The 19,280-nt window shown below is 58.9% G+C and carries 14 protein-coding genes; 2 read left to right on the top strand and 12 right to left on the bottom strand.

The window, feature by feature from the left end:
• Positions 1-24: 24 nt before the first annotated feature.
• Together glnA and IOD40_RS08230 are read right to left on the bottom strand one after the other, a co-directional pair.
• Positions 25-1,434: a type I glutamate--ammonia ligase gene (gene glnA / locus IOD40_RS08235; RefSeq protein ID WP_198476060.1), complete on the bottom strand. Its 1,410-nt coding sequence runs from the start codon at positions 1,432-1,434 to the stop codon at positions 25-27.
• Between the two features lie 43 nt (positions 1,435-1,477).
• A complete protein-coding gene (locus IOD40_RS08230; protein ID WP_198476059.1) occupies positions 1,478-1,816 on the bottom strand; it encodes a P-II family nitrogen regulator in 339 nt (112 codons plus the stop codon).
• 231 nt (positions 1,817-2,047) lie between these two features.
• On the opposite strand from IOD40_RS08230, the gene IOD40_RS08225 reads away from it, so the two are divergent.
• Positions 2,048-3,550 (top strand): NAD(P)H-hydrate dehydratase, encoded by a 1,503-nt coding sequence (locus tag IOD40_RS08225; RefSeq protein ID WP_198476058.1) that lies wholly within the window; start codon positions 2,048-2,050, stop codon positions 3,548-3,550.
• Here IOD40_RS08225 and IOD40_RS08220 read toward each other — a convergent pair.
• Both IOD40_RS08220 and uvrA read right to left on the bottom strand, forming a co-directional pair.
• Positions 3,527-4,327 carry a DUF72 domain-containing protein gene (locus tag IOD40_RS08220; RefSeq protein ID WP_198476057.1) on the bottom strand — a complete coding sequence of 267 codons (801 nt, stop codon included), beginning with the start codon at positions 4,325-4,327 and terminating at the stop codon, positions 3,527-3,529. The genes IOD40_RS08225 and IOD40_RS08220 overlap by 24 nt on opposite strands.
• 10 nt (positions 4,328-4,337) lie before the next feature.
• Entirely contained in the window at positions 4,338-7,262 is a 2,925-nt protein-coding gene (uvrA, locus tag IOD40_RS08215; RefSeq protein ID WP_198476056.1) for an excinuclease ABC subunit UvrA, read from the bottom strand.
• Positions 7,263-8,066: 804 nt separating this feature from the next.
• Between uvrA and ssb the strand changes: the two genes are divergently transcribed.
• Positions 8,067-8,582 carry a single-stranded DNA-binding protein gene (ssb, locus tag IOD40_RS08210; RefSeq protein WP_198476055.1) on the top strand — a complete coding sequence of 172 codons (516 nt, stop codon included), beginning with the start codon at positions 8,067-8,069 and terminating at the stop codon, positions 8,580-8,582.
• A 106-nt stretch (positions 8,583-8,688) separates the two neighbouring features.
• Here the strand turns inward: ssb and IOD40_RS08205 are convergent, their stop codons facing one another.
• From IOD40_RS08205 to IOD40_RS08170, 8 genes are all read right to left on the bottom strand, one after another.
• A complete protein-coding gene (locus IOD40_RS08205) occupies positions 8,689-9,714 on the bottom strand; it encodes a glycosyltransferase family 2 protein (protein ID WP_198476054.1) in 1,026 nt (341 codons plus the stop codon).
• Positions 9,715-9,718: 4 nt separating this feature from the next.
• Entirely contained in the window at positions 9,719-11,152 is a 1,434-nt protein-coding gene (locus IOD40_RS08200) for a lipopolysaccharide biosynthesis protein (protein ID WP_210336831.1), read from the bottom strand.
• Positions 11,153-11,205: 53 nt separating this feature from the next.
• Entirely contained in the window at positions 11,206-12,456 is a 1,251-nt protein-coding gene (locus tag IOD40_RS08195; RefSeq protein WP_198476052.1) for a glycosyltransferase, read from the bottom strand.
• 186 nt (positions 12,457-12,642) lie between these two features.
• Entirely contained in the window at positions 12,643-14,142 is a 1,500-nt protein-coding gene (locus IOD40_RS08190) for a tripartite tricarboxylate transporter permease (protein WP_198476051.1), read from the bottom strand.
• A 9-nt stretch (positions 14,143-14,151) separates the two neighbouring features.
• Positions 14,152-14,622, bottom strand: coding sequence for a tripartite tricarboxylate transporter TctB family protein (locus IOD40_RS08185; RefSeq protein ID WP_198476050.1), 471 nt, complete (start codon positions 14,620-14,622; stop codon positions 14,152-14,154).
• Positions 14,623-14,678: 56 nt separating this feature from the next.
• Positions 14,679-15,647, bottom strand: a complete 969-nt coding sequence (locus tag IOD40_RS08180; protein WP_198476049.1) for a Bug family tripartite tricarboxylate transporter substrate binding protein — start codon at positions 15,645-15,647, stop codon at positions 14,679-14,681.
• Positions 15,648-15,677: 30 nt separating this feature from the next.
• The gene (acnA, locus tag IOD40_RS08175) at positions 15,678-18,296 is read right to left on the bottom strand and encodes an aconitate hydratase AcnA (protein WP_198476048.1); all 2,619 of its coding nucleotides are present in this window, start codon (positions 18,294-18,296) and stop codon (positions 15,678-15,680) included.
• A gap of 61 nt (positions 18,297-18,357) precedes the next feature.
• Positions 18,358-19,260: a GntR family transcriptional regulator gene (locus IOD40_RS08170; RefSeq protein WP_198476047.1), complete on the bottom strand. Its 903-nt coding sequence runs from the start codon at positions 19,258-19,260 to the stop codon at positions 18,358-18,360.
• Positions 19,261-19,280 lie beyond the last annotated feature (20 nt).

The following is a 19,280-nucleotide window of genomic DNA, read 5'->3' as shown; positions in this document are numbered from 1 at the left end:
TTTCAGTTCGAAACTACGGCCGGATCAGACCGAGTAGTACATGTCGAATTCGACTGGATGGGGAGTCATTTCGTAACGCATGACTTCAGCCATCTTCAGCTCGATGTAGGAGTCGATCTGGTCGTCATCAAAGACGCCACCGGCCTTGAGGAAGCCGCGGTCCTTGTCGAGGCTTTCCAAAGCTTCACGCAGCGAGGCGCAGACGGTCGGGATCTCCTTCAGCTCCTTGGCCGGCAGGTCGTAAAGATCCTTGTCCATCGCCTGGCCGGGATGGATTTTGTTCTTGATGCCATCGAGACCAGCCATAAGCAGCGCCGCGAACGCGAAATACGGGTTCGCAGTCGGGTCCGGGAAGCGCACTTCAAGACGCTTGGCCTTCGGGTTGGTGCCGAAGGGAATCCGGCAGGAGGCTGAACGGTTGCGCGCGGAATAGGCCAGCAGGACTGGAGCCTCATAACCCGGCACCAGGCGCTTGTAGGAGTTGGTCGACGGGTTGGTGAAGGCGTTCAGCGCCTTGGCATGCTTGATAACGCCGCCAATGAAGAACAGGCAGTTCTCCGAAAGGCCCGCATATTCGTTACCTGCGAAGGTCGGCTTGCCGTCCTTCCAGATCGAGATGTGGACGTGCATGCCCGAGCCATTATCGCCGAAAATCGGCTTCGGCATGAAGGTTGCGGTCTTGCCATAGGCGTTCGCGACCTGATGCACGGCGTATTTGTAGATCTGCATCTTGTCGGCGTTGCGGACCAGCGTGTCGAACTTGATGCCGAGCTCGTGCTGAGCGGCCGCCACTTCGTGGTGATGCTTTTCGACAACGACGCCCATCTCGGAGAGGACGCTCAGCATTTCGGAGCGCATATCCTGCAGGCTGTCGATCGGAGGAACCGGGAAGTAGCCACCCTTGACACGGGGGCGGTGTCCCATATTGCCGGTTTCGTAGTCAGTGTCGTCGTTGGACGGCAACTCACTGGAGTCGAGCTTGAAGCCGGTGTTGTAGGGGTCGGCCTTGTACTTGACATCATCAAAGACGAAGAACTCGGCTTCCGGGCCGATGAATACGGTGTCACCGATGCCCTCGGCACGCACGTAAGCTTCCGCCTTCTTGGCGACGCCGCGCGGATCTCGGTTATAGGCCTCGCCCGAAACCGGATCGAGGATGTCGCACATGATGACCATGGTCGACTGCGCGAAAAACGGATCCATATGCGCCGTCTCTGGGTCTGGCATCAGGACCATGTCGGACTCGTTGATGGCCTTCCAGCCGCCAATCGAAGAGCCGTCGAACATCACGCCATCGGCAAACATGTCTTCGTCGACAGCGATCACGTCCATGGTGACGTGCTGCATCTTGCCCTTCGGGTCAGTGAAGCGCAGATCGACAAACTTCACGTCGTTGTCCGCAATCTGTTTCATGATGTCTGCGGCTGTGGTCATTTCCAGGTTTCCTGTGCTCAGATTTCTTGGGGGGCGGCGCGCGTCAGATCGCGTCGGGGCCGACTTCGCCGGTACGGATGCGGACAACTTCTTCGATGTTGGAGACGAAAATCTTGCCGTCGCCAATGCGGCCGGTCTGAGCGGCCTTGCGGATGGCCTCGATGGCGGCCTCGACACTCTCGTCGGCGAGAACGACTTCAATCTTCACCTTGGGCAGGAAGTCGACGACATACTCAGCGCCGCGGTACAATTCGGTGTGGCCCTTCTGGCGGCCAAATCCCTTTGCCTCGGTGACGGTGATACCTTGAAGCCCGACTTCCTGAAGGGCTTCCTTCACCTCGTCGAGCTTGAAGGGCTTGATGATCGCCTCGATCTTTTTCATGCGTTGGTAGCCTCCAATAGGAAAAAGCGGGTGTCGAATCCTGCTCCGCCGGTATGAATGCAGGATCTATGCCAACTTGGTGAAAATTTTGCCCTACGTGGCAAAGGCTGCATATTCATCAGGAAGTGCACGATCATTGGCCCCGCCGCAAGGTTTCAGCTGCCACTAGCAGATGAGGCACTTTTGCAGGGGCTTAGCAGGTGATGAAATAGTAAGCAGGTTGCATATGCAATGAGCAATTCCCTGGTCCTGTTGACGCCTTCGCAAATGGCAGAAGCCGACCGTCTGACCATCAGTTCGGGTGCAGTGGACGGATATGGTCTGATGAAAAGGGCCGGGCAGACAATCGTGTCTGAGTTGCTGCGCCGTTACCCGCACTGCAATGGCTTCGACGTGCTCTGCGGCCCCGGCAATAATGGCGGCGACGGTTACGTCGTCGCTCGCTTGCTGGTGGAAATGGGCGTCATGGTGCGGCTGTTTGCACACGGATCGCCGCGGCCCGGGAGCGATGCCGAAAAGGCGGTACAAGATTGCCCGATAGGCGCTCAGTCGCTGTCGCAATTCTCCGTTCTGCAAGGACATGCAATTGTTGACGCGATTTACGGGGCAGGGCTGTCGCGTCCATTGGACGATGCCGTTTCGCGGGTGGCGAAGGAATGTCGGAACGCGGACGTCGCCGTGATCTCCGTCGATCTTCCGACGGGAGTGTCAGGCGCTGACGGGCAAGTGCTCGGCGACGCGTTTGCAGCGGATTTGACGATCACGTTTTTCCGCTTGAAGCCGGGACACTTGCTTGAGCCAGGTCGCGAGTTGTGTGGCGAAACGATCGTCGCGAATATTGGGATCCCGGATAGTGTTCTGGGCCCCATTGCTCCGCGAAACTGGATCAATCAGCCGCCCTTGTGGCGCGGGGATTTTCCGAAGCCCCGCCGCAACCAGCACAAATATTCGCGTGGACACGCGACAGTGTTCTCCGGCGGCGCTTTCTCAACCGGTGCGGCGCGGCTGGCAGCATTGGGGGCAGCCCGCGCCGGGGCGGGTGCAACGACCATTTACTCACCAGCAAGTGCAATCGCGGTCAATGCTGCGCAGCTTACTTCTATCATGCTCGCCAAGGTCGATACGGTTGATGATCTGGAAGAGGTAATTTCAGCTCGTGCGCCGGACGCTTTTGTTCTGGGGCCGGGTTTTGGTCTGCGACGTCCAATCCGCGAATTCGCAATATCCATCCTCCAGCGTGGGGGCGGTGGGACCCTGGTAATGGATGCCGACGCAATCACCGCGTTCCGGGACGAACCAGCGGCGCTGTTCACCGCGATAAAGGGGTCTGAACGAGCGGTCGTTCTCACACCGCACGAAGGAGAGTTCAGCCGGTTGTTCCCGGACCTCATTGGAAAGGTTCGGCTGGAAAGGGCGGGTGAGGCGGCCAGAGTATCGGGTGCCGTGATTGTCTTGAAAGGGCCAGACACAATTATCGCATCGCCGGATGGTCGTATCGCCATCAATGCCAACGGCAACCCGTGGCTCGCAACCGCAGGGTCCGGCGATGTCCTTGCAGGAGTGATTGCGGGACTTGCCGCGCAAAAAATGCCTCTGTGGGAGGCTACCTGTGCCGGCGTTTGGCTTCACGCCGAGGCAGCGACAAGATTTGGCCCGGGGCTGATCGCGGACGACCTGCCAGGCCTCCTGCCGCCCTTGCTTGCCGAGCTTCTAGAAGTCGACCAGCTTCTGTAATGCAATCGCGCCGTGCGGAGCGCGAATTTTTCCTTCATGAATGAAGTAGACGAAAACGTCCCTCGCCTTGGTCTGGGAGGGAGCGGTGGCCGTCACATATGGCAGGTCTTCAGGCAGGGCACCTTCGGCCCACTCCTTTACGCGCTCGCTCCACCGCTTCAAATCTGCATCGGTATAACAGTGCTCGTTGTCATCCTTGCCGCGCTGAAGGCGGGCATAGACGAAGTCACCGGTGAGGTCCGCGATTTCCGGGTAGCTATCGTGGTGCGCATAGACAATCGCCGCGCCGTACTTTCGCGCCAGGGCAACAAATTCAGGTGCCAGAAAGCTGTCATGACGAACCTCCAATGCGTGGCGGAGGGGAACACCGTCCTGCGCATCCGGCAGAAGCTCAAGAAAAGCCTCGAAGTCCTGAAGGTCGAATTTCTTCGTGTTCGCGAACTGCCAGACAATCGGTCCCAACTTTGGCCCAAGCTCGCTGATGCCGGAGTTCAGAAACTTCTGAACCGACTCAGCAGCTTCCGCCAGGACCTTGCGGTTGGTGGAATAACGGATTGCCTTCAAAGCGAAGACGAAATCGTCAGGTGTCTCCTTGGCCCATTTCGCATACGTCGCGGGTTTGAAGCTGGAGTAATAGGTGCCGTTGACTTCGATGGTCGTCACTTGTCGCGAGGCAAATTGTAGCTGGCGAGACTTGGGAAGGTCATTTGGATAGAACGACGCGTCCCAAGGCTCGAAAGTCCAGCCACCCATTCCGGCACGAATTTTCCCCGCCATGCTCGGCTCCCTATTCTGCGGCTTCCGGCCGTTTGATACCCGGGCGCCTCTCAAGAAGTTCCTTCAGGAACTTCCCGGTGTAGCTGCGCGGTTCCGCGACAATATCTTCGGGTGTCCCTGCTGCTACCAACTCGCCGCCACCATCGCCGCCATCTGGCCCCAGATCCAGCAGCCAGTCAGCGGTCTTGATGACCTCAAGATTGTGCTCAATAACCACCACCGTGTTGCCGTTCTCCACCAGTTCCTGAAGAAGTTCGAGCAGTTTGGCCACGTCGTGGAAATGAAGACCGGTTGTCGGTTCGTCCAGAATGTAGAGGGTCTTGCCGGTCGCTTTCCTTGACAATTCCTTTGCCAGCTTGATCCGCTGAGCCTCGCCACCCGACAGCGTCGTCGCCTGCTGGCCGATGCGGATGTAGCCGAGCCCCACCTTGTGCAAGGTTGCCAGCTTGTCTCGAACCGACGGGACCGCTGAGAAGAAGTCGACGCCTTCCTCTACGGTCATGTCGAGCACGTCGGCGATCGATTTACCCTTGAAGTGAACTTCGAGCGTCTCACGATTGTATCGTTTGCCCTGACAGACGTCGCATGTGACGTACACGTCGGGAAGGAAGTGCATCTCGATCTTTATGACACCATCGCCCTGGCAGGCTTCGCATCGACCGCCCTTGATGTTGAACGAGAAGCGGCCAGGTTGATAGCCACGCGCCTTGGCTTCCGGCAGTCCGGCAAACCAGTCACGAATATGCGTAAATGCTCCCGTGTAGGTGGCCGGGTTGGAGCGCGGCGTGCGTCCAATCGGGGACTGGTCGATGTCGATGACCTTGTCGATAAACTCGAGCCCTTCAATCCGATCGTGGTCAGCCGGTTGCTCACGTGAGCCCATGATGCGTCGTGACGCAGCCTTGAACAACGTTTCGATCAGGAAGGTCGACTTGCCGCCACCGGAAACACCGGTCACCGCGGTGAATGTGCCGAGTGGAATTTCGGCCGTCACGTTCTTGAGGTTGTTGCCACGCGCTCCAACAACCTTGATTGCCTTGCCCTTCTTCCCCTTGCGACGCTCGCTTGGGACGGCAATGCCCATGGCGCCGGACAGGTACTGACCGGTCAGCGAAGCGGGATTCGCCATGATTTCCGCCGGCGTTCCCTTGGCAACTACCTGGCCGCCATGCACGCCGGCTGCAGGGCCTATGTCGACCACATAGTCAGCCGTCAGCACCGCGTCCTCGTCATGCTCAACGACGATGACAGTGTTGCCGAGATCGCGCAGATGCTTCAGCGTTTCCAGAAGGCGCGCATTGTCGCGTTGATGCAGGCCGATTGAGGGCTCGTCGAGAACGTAAAGAACGCCTGTGAGTCCGGAGCCGATCTGTGAGGCAAGTCGGATGCGCTGGCTCTCACCGCCCGATAGTGTGCCTGAATTTCTCGACAGGGTCAGATAGTCCAGACCGACATCGTTCAAGAAACGCAGGCGCTCACGAATTTCCTTCAGAACGCGGACCGCAATCTCATTCTGCTTTTCCGACAGGAGGTTCGGCAGTTCATTGAACCATTCATCCGCATTGCGGATCGACATTTCCGTCACCTGGCCGATATGCAAGCCGCCGATCTTCACGGCCAAGGCTTCCGGCTTCAAGCGGTACCCTGCGCAGGCAGGGCAGGGAGATGCGGACATGAAGCGCTCGATTTCCTCACGCATCCAGGCCGATTCAGTCTCTTTCCAGCGCCGGTCGAGATTGGTGACGACGCCTTCGAAGGTCTTTGTCGTCTTGTAGGCGCGCGTGCCGTCGTCGTACGAAAATTCGATCTTCCGGTCGCCCGTGCCATGCAGGATGGCCTGCTTGGCCTCGTCGCTCAGCTCCCGCCAGCGATCTCCGACCTTGAAGCCATATGCACGGCCAAGCGCTTCAAGCGTTTGCAGATAATAGGGCGAGGATGATTTTGCCCACGGTGCGATGGCGCCCTCGCGCAGGGATACATGATCCTCAGGCACGATCAGGTGCGGGTCGATAGCACGTTGCGACCCCAGACCATCGCAGGTCGGACAAGCGCCAAACGGATTGTTGAAGGAGAAAAGCCTGGGCTCAATCTCCGGAATGGTGAAGCCCGACACCGGACAAGCGAATTTCTCGGAAAAGAGAATGTGCTCGTGGGTCTCATTCTTTGATTTGTTGACCGCATCCGCGCGGGTCATCTCGGCGGGAAGTGGCTTGTCCGCAAATTCTGCTACAGCAAGCCCATCTGCAAGCTTGAGCGCGGTCTCCAGCGAGTCTGCAAGACGAGAGGCGATATCGCCACGCACGACCAGCCGGTCGACGACAACGTCGATATCGTGCTTGTACTTCTTGTCGAGGGCCGGGACCTCGGCGATCTCATAGTAGACGCCGTCGACTTTTACCCGCTGAAAGCCCTTCTTCTGCAGCTCAGCAAACTCTTTGCGGTACTCGCCCTTGCGCCCGCGAACGATCGGAGCGCTGATGTAGAGGCGAGTGCCTTCCTCGAGTTCAAGAACCCGATCTACCATCTGGCTGACCGTCTGGCTTTCGATCGGCAACCCGGTCGCTGGGGAATAGGGGACACCTGCGCGCGCGAACAGCAAGCGCATGTAGTCATAAATCTCCGTCACCGTGCCGACAGTCGAGCGAGGGTTCTTCGAGGTCGTCTTCTGCTCGATCGAAATGGCTGGCGACAGGCCGTCGATCTGGTCAACGTCCGGCTTCTGCATCATCTCGAGAAACTGGCGCGCATAGGCCGACAAGCTCTCGACATAGCGACGCTGGCCTTCGGCATAAATGGTGTCGAACGCAAGCGACGATTTGCCGGAGCCGGACAGGCCGGTCATGACGATCAGGCTGTCACGCGGCAGGTCCAGATCAACGTTCTTGAGATTGTGCTCGCGCGCGCCGCGGATGGAGATGTATTTATGGTCAGCCATGAGCCGTCCGTCGCCCTGCCTATTGGTTGAGGCCGGTATACGGACCGGCCCAGCCTATATGGTGTTTGTGATGCTCCCCGTCGAGGCCGACGGATCCAGGCGGATAAAGCTTCTCGCGTGTTCCGCACACAAGGGCAAGTAAAAAGAACAGAGTGCGAACAAGCTGCTGACACCCATTTGGCAGGAGAAGGGGCGCTTCGGCCATCAGATCACGATTTGTTTCGACATCCAATTCCAGTGTTGACCTAACGGAACCTGCCGCTAGATTTCATAGGGCTGGTTGAGCTCGCTGATGCATTGCCCGCAAAGCCTCGGAGGCGCGAGGCACGCGTCTAAGCTCGGAGCGCGCTGGCACTGGACGAACTCGAACCCGGAGGTAGGCATGACCCCGCCTGACCAACGTACCGGGCTTCGCGCATCCGCGAAGCCGCAGTAGTTCGAAAACGCTACGGCGCTGGCTAGCTTGGGCGTTTAGGCTGCTGTTTCCGCTAAAAATCTGGCAGATGGTCGGATCATCGAGTTCAGCTCGAGACGCATCCGAAATCAATCCGGCGATCTTGTGCCGGTACAGGGAACAGAGGTTCCTATGGCCTCGCTTGGACCTTGAAGGGCCAGCGGGGCCCTTCAGTGACTGGCTTGCGAGAATGCGATTGTCACATTCGAAGAAATCCGATAGAAACAAAGAGTGAACAAACTTTACTGTGGACGAGAGGCCTACTTGCTGCAGCAGGCGGCGCGCCATTCGCCCACTTGTCGTAGAGTACCGCGAAATTTCTTTGTTTCGGACGAGCGCAGGAGAGTGTCGTGGCCGGCAGCGTCAATAAGGTCATTCTGGTAGGAAATCTGGGCGCCGATCCCGAGATCCGGCGGCTCAATTCAGGCGACCCAGTCGTCAATCTGCGCATCGCTACGTCCGAAAGCTGGCGTGACAAGATGAGCGGTGAGCGTCGTGAAAAGACGGAGTGGCACAACGTCGTCATCTTCAACGACAATCTTGCCAAAGTCGCTGAGCAGTACCTGAAGAAGGGTATGAAAGTCTATGTCGAGGGACAGCTTCAGACTCGCAAATGGCAGGACCAGCAGGGCCAGGACCGCTACACCACCGAGGTTGTGCTACAGAAGTTCCGCGGTGAGCTTCAGATGCTCGACCGGGGCGGCGAGAGCGGGGGCGGCCAGGTAGGTTACGATCGCGGTGGCGGTCAAACCAATCGCGGCGGTGGAGATTTCGGTTACTCCGGTGCCGGTGATGACCGCGGCGGCAGCGGCGGCGGTGGCGGCGGCGGTTATTCGCGCGACCTGGATGACGAGATCCCGTTCTAGGCCTCGCCGATCTATCAATGTTTTGAAGAACGCCAGCGGCCTTCACGCCGTTGGCGTTTTTGTTGTTTCATGGCTCCATGATTGGAGCGTGACAGGCTGACCCAAGCTACACTCCAGTGAGCCGCCATCGCCTCCAGCGCACCTTTTCACGCAATGTGCGGAGCGCTCGCCCGATCGTACCGTCCCAAGTGGCCGGCGCTTGGCACGGGCGCATTCCTGACATTTTCTCGAGTTCGAGCGAGATTCGTCGATATTCCGCGATAGTGGCGGCGGGCGTTTCGTTGTCTTCACGACGCGAAGCCAGCAAGATGCGCGTGTCCCTTGCCAAGGCGCTCAGCGCCAAATGTGAGTATCGCCGCGAAATCTCCGGCGAACTCTCCAGGAAGAGGCGGGTCGCATCCACGCGGGCACGAAGGTCAGAGAGGTGCAGATCTTTCGCTGAACGCATAATGCTCTGACAGTGGACGCGATAGAGCCCCTGCACGCAACCCCCGACATATCCGACGTTCCAGCGCGCGGCGAGCCGAAGCCACAGATGGTAATCTTCTGCCCAAGGGAGGCGTTCGTCATACGCTGTTCCGATCTCGAGGAGGGCGTCGCGCCGGATCATGATCTCGGGTTGGGTGATGACGTTATGTGCTCGTCTAAGTACGCGGCGAAGCCACTCATCACCTTGACGCAGTTTCCAGTATCCCGCTGCGCGGTCTTCAATCTGTGGCGGCTCCCCCTGGAAATCTGATGCATAGCCATACGCGAAACCGACATCCGGGTGTGAAAGAAGGAGAACGGCCGATCGCGCGAGGGAGCCTGGCGTCAGTAGATCATCAGCGTCGAGTTTGACGACGAACTCGCCCGTCGCTGACTGGATGGCTTCGTTTGCAGTCTTCAGATGTCCCAGATTTGTCGCATGCCTGATCAGGCGGACCCGGGTGTCGCGTTCGCAAATCTGCGCCACCACATGCGCGCTGTCGTCGGTTGAGGCGTCATCGACGACAGTAACGTCGACGTCCACATCTCGCTGAGCAAGCGCTGACTGGATGCTCGCTTCCACGTACCGCTCATAATTGTAGCAAGGGATGACGACTGAGACACGTGCACGTCGGCTTGGCCTCGAATGTGGCAAACGCAACATTGTGTTATCCATCCACAACCGCTGGAGCAGGGCGAAACTTGCCAAGGAACTGAAGTGCAAGACGCTTTCCTTCAGCAAGTGCCGAGGGAAACAAGAGATAGACGGCACCGAGCCAGCTGACACTTATGGAGAGCCCCGCAGCCAGGATCGCAACGATGCGACCCTGCTCATTGCCAAGAACATATGCCAGCGCTCCGATGGTTCCGGTGACCAATGCGAGGATCAGGGCTCGGCCAAATTGCTCCGCAAGATCACAGACCTTCAGCTGGATCTGCCTGCCAATCAGCGGCCATCGAGCAAGGGTTGCGAAGAGTGCCACGCAAACGAAGCCGAAGGTGACCGCGCCCAGGCCGTGCGGGGCCAGCATGAATGTCATTGCAACGGTCGCGGCATCTACTGCCAGTGCGTAGAAAAACCAGATTGCCGGCTTGCCAAGTCCGTAAAGGAGGCCGTGATCAAGTGACGCGCCGGTGGTCAAAATGCCGGCGATTGCCAGCGCTTGCGCCGGGATCACGCTCGCGCCCCACTGCTCCCCAAACACCATTGGGATCAGAGTGGGCGCACAAACCGCTATGAAAACCATCACCGGGATAACGAGGGCGTAGACCGCTGATTGAGCCAGTTCGTAGGCAGCGGAAATCTTCCTCGCGTCGACACGCAATTGCGAGAAGACGACGACCGACACTGGCGTGATCGCAGTTACAGTCAAATCCTGAGCCACAACAATCAGGCGTTGAGCCACATTGAGATAGCCAAGCCCGTTCAATCCGAGCGTGCTCGCCACAATGGTGTTCTCGGCCCATCCGCGGCCAAGGGCGACAAACTCGACCGCCACAACGTTGACGCCATAGATTGCCATGCGGCGGAATTCGGTGAAGCCAAAGGCCAATGACGGCAGCCATTTCGCTGCGCGCCATATCAGCAAGGTTGTGATGACCTGCGAAACCAGCGTTTGCGCGATAAGGGCCCATACGCCAAAGCCGTTGAGCGCGAGAATGATGGCGGCGATCTGGCTTACAGTCCCCGCGATCATGGCCTGCTGCGCTATCGCGTCAAAGCGCATGTTGCGCCGAAGGATAGCGTTTGGAACGGAGCCGATCGCGACAATGAAAACTGCGGGCGACAACGCCCACATGATCGGCACAACATGTTCGACGCCCAGAAGTAGTTGAAGTGGATAGCCGAGAAATCCAAGCGCAAGAGCCAGGATGAGGCCCGCGCTTAACGCGTACCAGAACGCGGTGCTGAAAAGCTCGGGCGAAGGGTCGTCGGTCTGGATCAGGTACGCCGAAAATCCGAGATCAGCGAGCAGATACAGGAAAGGGATAATGGACAGCGCGATTGCGACCAGACCGAAATCGGCTGGCTCAAGCAGGCGTGCCAGAATGACCACCGTCACCAGCCCCCCAATCCTGTTGAACCATTTCTGGGCGGTCATCCAAAGGACACTGCCGGCGGCTGTACCTGACAGCCCGCTGGTTTCCGAAGCCGTCACGAAGGGAAGCCTCTAAGTCTGCGTGAGGCGGTGCGAACCCACGGATACCTCGTCGCTGTGTGATATTTTGTCATTTCGCGAAAGAGTCGGGCTATGTTCACGAGGCCATCGCCCTTCGAGACCTTGGGGGCGGCGAGAACCTGACGATAGATCCATGCCAGGTATTCCGCTGCAGAAGTCAGGCTGTACTCGTCCACAACCAGCTTGCGTCCAAAGCGCCCCAGGAGATCGAGGTTCTCCTTTCGCGCTTCGAGCAGCTTCTTGAGCTGCGCCACGCAGTTTTTAACTGAAGCGCCGCCGTCGCCGATCCCATACCAACCTTGCGACAGGAAGAGCTCCGCCGAGTCTTCGTCCGCGACTTTCCAGAAGCCTTTCTCACCCTGGACGAGCAGCGGCTTGCCGACTGCCATCGCCCGCAGTGCTGAACTGCCCATCCCGACGACCAGATCGGCGGCGGCATAATAGGGAAGCGGATCATGTCTTGCGCCGAGGAGGTGAATGACTGTTCGACCAGCGCATTTGTTTACGTTTTCGGCCTCCTGATGAACCAGCTCACGCGCAGGGCCATCACCGATTATCGCAAGCTTGATACGAAAGCTGCGCGCCACCTCACCAGCCGCTTTGACGAGGGCAAGCAGGCCATCAAGCTTCAGTACCGCGTTCAGGCGGCTGACGACGACAATCAGTTTCTCGTCTGCGGCGGCATCACACTCTTTTCTCACCGCGGAAACTGTCGATGCGTCGACCGCGTCCGGCCGGAAGCGCTCCGTGTCGACCGGTGGCTCCAGAAGGTAGGCTTTCCGGCCTTCGCAAAGGGCCTGGGTCCACATCTCCTTGGTGCCGAACAGCGTTGGAACCTCCGGGGGCAGAAAGCACGGATAATCCATCGAGAGGATGGTCGATAGAAGAGGCAGCCGCCGGGTCCATGCCAGGGCTATCACAGCGTCAACAGTTGGAGCCCATTCATATGTGTGCACGAGGTCGATGGCTGCATGATCGACCAGTTTCGAAAGCTCCTGGATACGCGGAAGCGACGGCGCGTGCTCACGAAGAGTGCTGAGGTGAAGTTCAAGCCCGGTCTGACGCGCGCGTTCGGTCAGTTCACCATCAGGCGCGTATAAGATGACTTCGTAGCCGGGGAGCTTCGCCACGGCCACGGCCAGCTCCAAAGCGTTTATCTGACTTCCCCCGATCTCGAAATTATGCGGGGCAACCAGCACACGTACTGGCGAGGTCGGCTGCGGCATTTGAAGTTGAACCTCTGCGGCTGATGTCCCGCAGGATATCCGCGGCACCAACCTGGCGTCCATTCAGCCGAAAGGGGGACCCGCATCAGCCTCCATATGAGCCTGGTGTGTTGCTGCGGTAGGCGAAGAAAAGGCGCCGTCGCGTTGCAACGGCGCCTTGCTCTGTGAGGTTAGGCTTGGGCAGCTTTAGTCTTCGTCAGCCCCCATCCGCGACAGTCCCTTGAAGAGGTAGGGTACGATCAACGCGATGACTGCGATGCCTATCATCGTCGCCGAGCTCCAATGTTGGAACAGGATCATCGGGTCGCCCTGGCTGATCTGCAGCGAACGCCGCAATGCAAGTTCCGCGAGAGGTCCGAGGATCAGGCCGACAATCGCTGGAGCAATCGGATAATCATACCGCCGCATCAGGAAGCCCAATAAGCCAAAGCCTACCAGCAGCAGCAGCTCGACAACGGACGGGTTGGCAGCGATGGTGCCCATCGTCGCGAACACCAGAATTCCGGCGTAGAGCCAAGGCAGCGGGATGGCGAGTAGCTTCACCCACAGCCCGACGAGCGGGAGGTTGAGGACGAGCAGCATCACGTTGGCGATGAACAGGCTGGCGATCAGCGCCCAAACGAGGTCCGCATGCTGTGCAAACAGAAGCGGTCCCGGCTGGATGTTGTACTGCTGAAACCCGGCAAGCATCACAGCTGCCGTTGCCGATGTCGGCAGGCCGAGCGTCAGAAGCGGAATGAGCGTACCTGCAGCCGACGCATTATTTGCGGCTTCAGGACCTGCCACACCTTCAATGGCACCGTGCCCAAATTCCTCGGGCTTGGTAGCGAGCTTGCGCTCGATATTGTAGCTGAGGAAGGTCGGAACTTCCGCACCGCCAGCTGGCAGGGCCCCAATAGGGAACCCGATCGCTGTTCCACGCAGCCAAGGTTTCCAAGAGCGCTTCCAGTCCTCGCGGCTCATCCAGACCGATCCCTTGACGGGGATCGGCTTTTCCGGAGCGATCAGGTTGCGCGAGGCGACAAAGAGGCATTCGCCGAGCGCGAAGATGCCGACCGCGAGTGTCGTCACCTCGATACCGTCAAGCAGTTGAGGCACCCCGTAGGTCAAGCGAGCCTGACCGGTCAGCTGATCGATACCGATAAGGCCGAGCCACAGGCCAACGGCAAGGCTGGTCAAGCCGCGCAAAGGAGAAGCGCCGAACGTTGCCGAGACGGTCACGAAGGCAATCAGCATCAGGCCGAAATAGTCCCACGGACCAAAGCGGACGGCTACCTTGACCATATAGGGCGACAGGAATGCCAGGCCGATTGTGGCGACGAGTGCAGCGACGAAGGAGCCGATTGCGGCAGTGGCAAGCGCTGGACCACCGCGTCCCTGACGCGCCATCTGGTTACCTTCGACTGCGGTCACGACGGATGCAGCCTCACCAGGCGTGTTCAAAAGAATAGCGGTGGTGGAGCCGCCATACATGCCGCCATAGTAAATACCCGCGAACATGATCAGCGAGCCCGCAGGATCCATGCGGAAGGTGATCGGCAAAAGCAAGGCTACTGTCAGGGCTGGCCCGATGCCTGGCAATACGCCGACCGCAGTGCCGAGAAAGACGCCGATGGCAGCAAAAAGCAGGTTCATCGGCGTCAATGCGCCGCTGAAGCCATCAATGAGCAGGCTAAATACTTCCATAGCCGAGCCTCAGAATAGCCGCTCGAGCGGTCCCACAGGCAGGGACAGTGAAAGCAGCTTGTTGAAGAGAAGGAAGATCAGGAAGCCGATAACGACACCGATAGCGAAGTCAGCGATGAACCGCGTCCTGCCGAATGCCCGAGCAGTAAAGGCGAAGAGCAGCGCTGAGCCGAGCACAAAGCCCCCCCCCATGGCGATGCAGATAATCAGGCTTGCGAGCGCCAGGCCCACAAGGCCGACCGCCTTCCAATCAGCCGACGGCACATCGCCGTCCATCCGCTTCAATGCGACGGGCAGATGGCTAAAGCCAAGAATGGCAAGGATGCCCGCGACCAGATAGGACGTTGCATTCGGTCCGACGCCGTAGCCGGAGCGGATGTTCATGGTGCTTGCATCATACGCCGTGAGGATGGCTACGAGGATCAAGGCGATCCCAACCACCAGCGCGGGCTTGTTAGCGATTTTGGTCGATGTACTCATACCACCCTCGAAAGGCCGGGGCTGGTAGCCCCGGCGATCAAGTTGACGAACGGAGCTTACTTCGCGAGACCCAGGGAGGTCAGGACACCCCTTACACGCTCGGTCTCTTCAGTGAGGTACGAAGCAAATTCATCTCCGCTCATGTAGTAGTCACTCCAGCCGCGGGCGGCCAGAATTTCCTTCCACGCATCTGAAGTCACAACCTTTTCGATGGCTGCATCGATCGCAGCCTTCTGCTCAGGCGTGATATCCTTGCCAGCGAAGAGCGCGCGCCAGTTGACCAGCTCAACATCCACGCCCTGGGCCTTCAGTGGCTGTGCATCGATGCCCTCGATGGGCTCCGGATAGGAGATAGCCAGTGCGCGCAGGTCGCCAGACTCGATCTGAGCCTGCCATTCGCCATAACCGGAGATACCCGCAGTGACCTGGTTTCCGAGCATTGCTGCAAGCGCCTCGCCGCCGCCCGAATAGGCAACGTAGTTGACGGCTGCAGGATCAGCGCCTGCGGCCTGGGTGATCATCGCTGCGAGCATGTGATCAGCGCCACCTGCCGAGCCGCCCGCCCAGATGGTGCCACCGACGTTTTCCTTGATCTTGGCGAGAAGGTCATCGACCGTCTGGATGTCAGATGAGGCCGGGACGACAATCGCCAGCGGGTCACCGGTCAGACGTGCGATCGGTGTCACCTGGGTCAGATCGACCGGAGCACCGTTTGAGATGATCGCGCCGACGAGGGTGATTCCCGCGACGAAAAGCTGACGGGGGTCATTGCCTGCCGAGCTGACAAACTGTGCAAGGCCGACCGTGCCGCCTGCGCCCGGAACGTTAAGCACCTGCGCCGACGAAACCAGCTTCTCGCTGGTCAGAACCTGCTGCAGCGAACGGGCCGCAGCGTCCCAGCCGCCACCAGCGCCAGCTGGAGCAAGCAGGCTAACATCACCAAGAGAGTCCTGAGCTGAGGCAGACGACAGCCCCAATGTCAGCGCCACTCCGGTGATGGCGAATGCTTTCAACAAACCACGCATTTTCTAACCTCCCATGGGTTAATGGTGTTCTCAGTTGACCTTGTCGTGTGAGGTCGTTTGCCCCGACGCGGTACCCTCAAGGGTTCGCGTCAGGATCAGCGGCACGACGCCGCCAATTTCGAGTTGACGGAATTCGAGGTCGGTCTTGACCTCGGCAAAGGCAGTCAGGCGGACTATCTCCGCCCCGTCACGAAGTATTTTTACAGGAACCGACAAATCAGCGCGCAATTGCGACAGATCCGCATTGATCCGAACTCTGTCGCTGGGCCGCAGTCCAAGCGCCGTCGACTCTATCTCATCTTGTAACCGCAGCGGCAGGATTCCCATACCGATAAGGTTAGTACGGTGAATGCGTTCGAAGCTAGAGGCAAGAACTGCCCGTACTCCGAGAAGAGCCAGACCCTTTGCGGCCCAGTCGCGCGATGAACCTTGCCCATAGCGTTTGCCTGCAAAGACCACGCTGCTCTCTTCAGCCTCCGCGTATCGCTCGGCCGCGACGTAAAGCGGAACGATCTCGCCGCTCATCGCATCGACCGTAGATCCCGGAGGAATGTCCGCTCCGAGGTGGTTCACAACGCTTTTATTGGTGAACAGGCCGCGGATCATCGACTCGAAATTGCCACGCCGAGAAGAATGGACATTGAGATCGAGCGGATTTTCGCCGTTCGCGATCAGATATTTGCCCGTCTCGCTGCGCGCATCAATCGAACCCGCAGGTGAGATGTGGTCGGTCGTGATGTCGTCACCAAGAACCATCAGCGGCACGGCATCATAGCTTCCGAGCCTGCTCTGCGGTCCGCCGCGTGTAAACGGAGGACGACGCAGATAGGTGGAGGTCTCATCCCATGGAAAGCGCGCGCCGGCAGGGGCTTCCAGTTCTCGCCAGCGGCGGCTTGCGCTCGCCTTGGAAAATGCCTCGCGATAGTCGTCAGCGTCATGTGATTTATGAAACGCTTCATCGATCTCCGCGGATGACGGCCAGATATCTCGCAGATAGACCGGCTGGCCATCTTTGTCGGTGCCGATTTTTTCGGAAAGGATGTCGATCGCGCTGGTGCCTGCGATTGCATAGGCCACGACAAGAGGAGGTGAGGCGAGGAACCCCGCATCGAGCAGGGGATGCACCCGTCCCGGGAAATTGCGGTTGCCAGAAATGACCGCAGTTGCAGTCAATCCCTCGGCAATCGCTCGCTCCATCTCGGGTGACAGAGGCCCCGTATTGCCGATGCACGCCATGCAGCCGTAGCCGACTATGGCAAAGCCCATGGCCTCCAGATCATCAAGAAGGCCCGCGCGTTCCAGATAGCGCTCGGCGGCAGGAGACCCTGGAGAGAACGCCGTCTTCACCCAGGGAGCAGCCTTTAGGCCACGTGCTCTGGCTTTACGCGCGAGAAGCCCCGCCGCTAGCGTCAGACGGGGATCGGTCGTGTTTGTGCAACTGGTAATCGACGCGATTGCAACGCTGCCGTGACCGAGAGCGAACTGCGATGGCTGCTTGTTCTGAGAGATCTGGGCGATTGCTTCCGCTGCCTCGGAAGGGACGACACGATCATGCGGGCGGCGAGGGCCCGCAAGGCTGATGCTGATTGACGAGAGGTCAAGCTCGAGCACGCGGGTATAGGTGGGCGAAGCTGATGGATCATACCAAAGGCCGTTCAGCTGCGCATATTCCTCAACCAGCCTGACCAGATCGTCCGGCCGTCCTGTCATGCGCAGATACGCAAGGGTGTGGGAATCGATCGGGAAATACGCAGTCTGCGCGCCATATTCTGGCGCCATGTTTGCCACAACCGCCCGGTCGCCAACTGAAATAGACCCGATGCCGGGCCCGAAGAACTCGACGAACGCGCTGTCGAGCGCTTCCTTGCGCAGCATTTCGGTGATGCGCAGGGCAAGGTCAGTCGCGAGAACGCCTTCGGGCAGCGCACCAGTAAGGCGCACGCCGACAACATCGGGCAATTGCATGACGACAGGAAGGCCGAACATGACGCCCTCGGCCTCCAGGCCGCCGACGCCCCAACCGAGAACGCCAACGCCGTTGATCATCGGCGTGTGGCTGTCGGTGCCGATGAGCGTATCGGGATGAACCCATCCGCCGACAGCATCCTCGCGGACCACCACGGTCGCAAGCTGCTCCATGTTGATCGTATGCAGGATGCCGGTGCCGGGTGGATGCACGCGGAAGTTCGACAGGGCAGATTCAGCCCACTTGGTCAGGCGAAAGCGCTCAGCATTGCGCTCTGCTTCGCGCGCCATGTTGAACGCAGCTGCGTTGCTGTCGTTGTAGCGATCGATCGCGATGGAATGGTCAGTCGACACGTCGATCGGAAGGATCGGATTGAGGAGGTGCGGATCTCCACCGGCTTCTGCGACCGCGTCACGAAGTCCGGCAATATCGACCAGAGCAGGGCCGCAGGTGGTGTCGTGCATCAAAAGCCGGTTCGGGAGAAATTCGATCTCCGCTTCGCTGTGACCGGTTGCCAGCCAGTCCCTGAACAGGCGGACCACTTCTGGCCCAGGTCGGTTGCGCAGCAGGTTCTCCAGAAGAATCCGCAGGACAACAGGAAGACGCTCAAGACCGGGGAACGCGGTCTTGAGATCGACCGCGCGCCGTTTTTGAATTTCGACAATCGGGGGAAGCAAACCCATACCACCACCTTTCCAGTTGGTGCGCAGATTGCATATTTATGTGTCCAAATGCAATTTCAATTTACTGCACCGATCTCCCTTCGAGGAGAGGGCGAATGTCGTCCAGATTCTGGATCACGGTCGAGAGATGAACTTCGAGCTTTGCGGCAGCTTCTTCGTTCTCTCCGCGCTCAAGAAGATCAAGAATTTCAAGGTGTTCTCGAGCTTGCTGGAAGTAGCGGCCGCGGGAACCCATGGAGCGATAGGCCAGCAGACGGCGGATACTGTTGATCCGCTTCAAGGCATCGAGAAAGAACGGATTTCTCGATGCACCGACGATCGCTTCGTGAAAGTTCACACCGCGATCATAGAGTTCTTCGGCGGACATCGTCTCGATTCCACCGTTCAGAAGGTGCTCTTCGATACCTCGCAACCGCTGCACGACGGATGATTCGATGTGATAGCTGGGTTCAAGCAGCGCGCTCGGCTCAAGCGCCCTGCGCATCCGATAAGTTTGAACCAGAGCATCGGGCGACGTCAGCATTTCCGTGAAGGCATAGCCGTATCCCGATCGGGGCTCCAGCCAGCCTTCCTTGACGATACGGGTCAGCAGCGTCTGTACCTGTGCCTGGGTCAGTCCGTAGTTCTCGCGCAGCAACGTAGCGGAGACAGTCTGTGGCAGACGACCCTCTAGAACATCGTCTGCCAGCAGCGCATATGTCTTCTCGATCAGGTCGATTTCGATTTCCGCTGGCGCCATCTGGGCGGGCGACAGGTCATTCACAAACACCCCGCGATGTTTAACCTTGCGGGCAAGGCCTTGCTTCACGAGGAGGTTAAGCGCCTCGCTGGCGGGAAAGCGTGAAACTGCGTACTGATCAGCAATAATTTGCGCGACAAGATGTGTACCGGGGGCGAGGCGACCTTCGCGTATCTCATTCCCGATAGCGGCTGCAATGCGTGCTGCGAGGCCAGGTGTCTTCATTCAAAATCTCAAGGGCCTTG

Source organism: Aquamicrobium zhengzhouense, from assembly GCF_016124105.1.
GTDB classification, from domain to species: Bacteria; Pseudomonadota; Alphaproteobacteria; order Rhizobiales; family Rhizobiaceae; genus Aerobium; species Aerobium zhengzhouense.
This window is presented reverse-complemented; position numbering and strand designations above follow the sequence as displayed.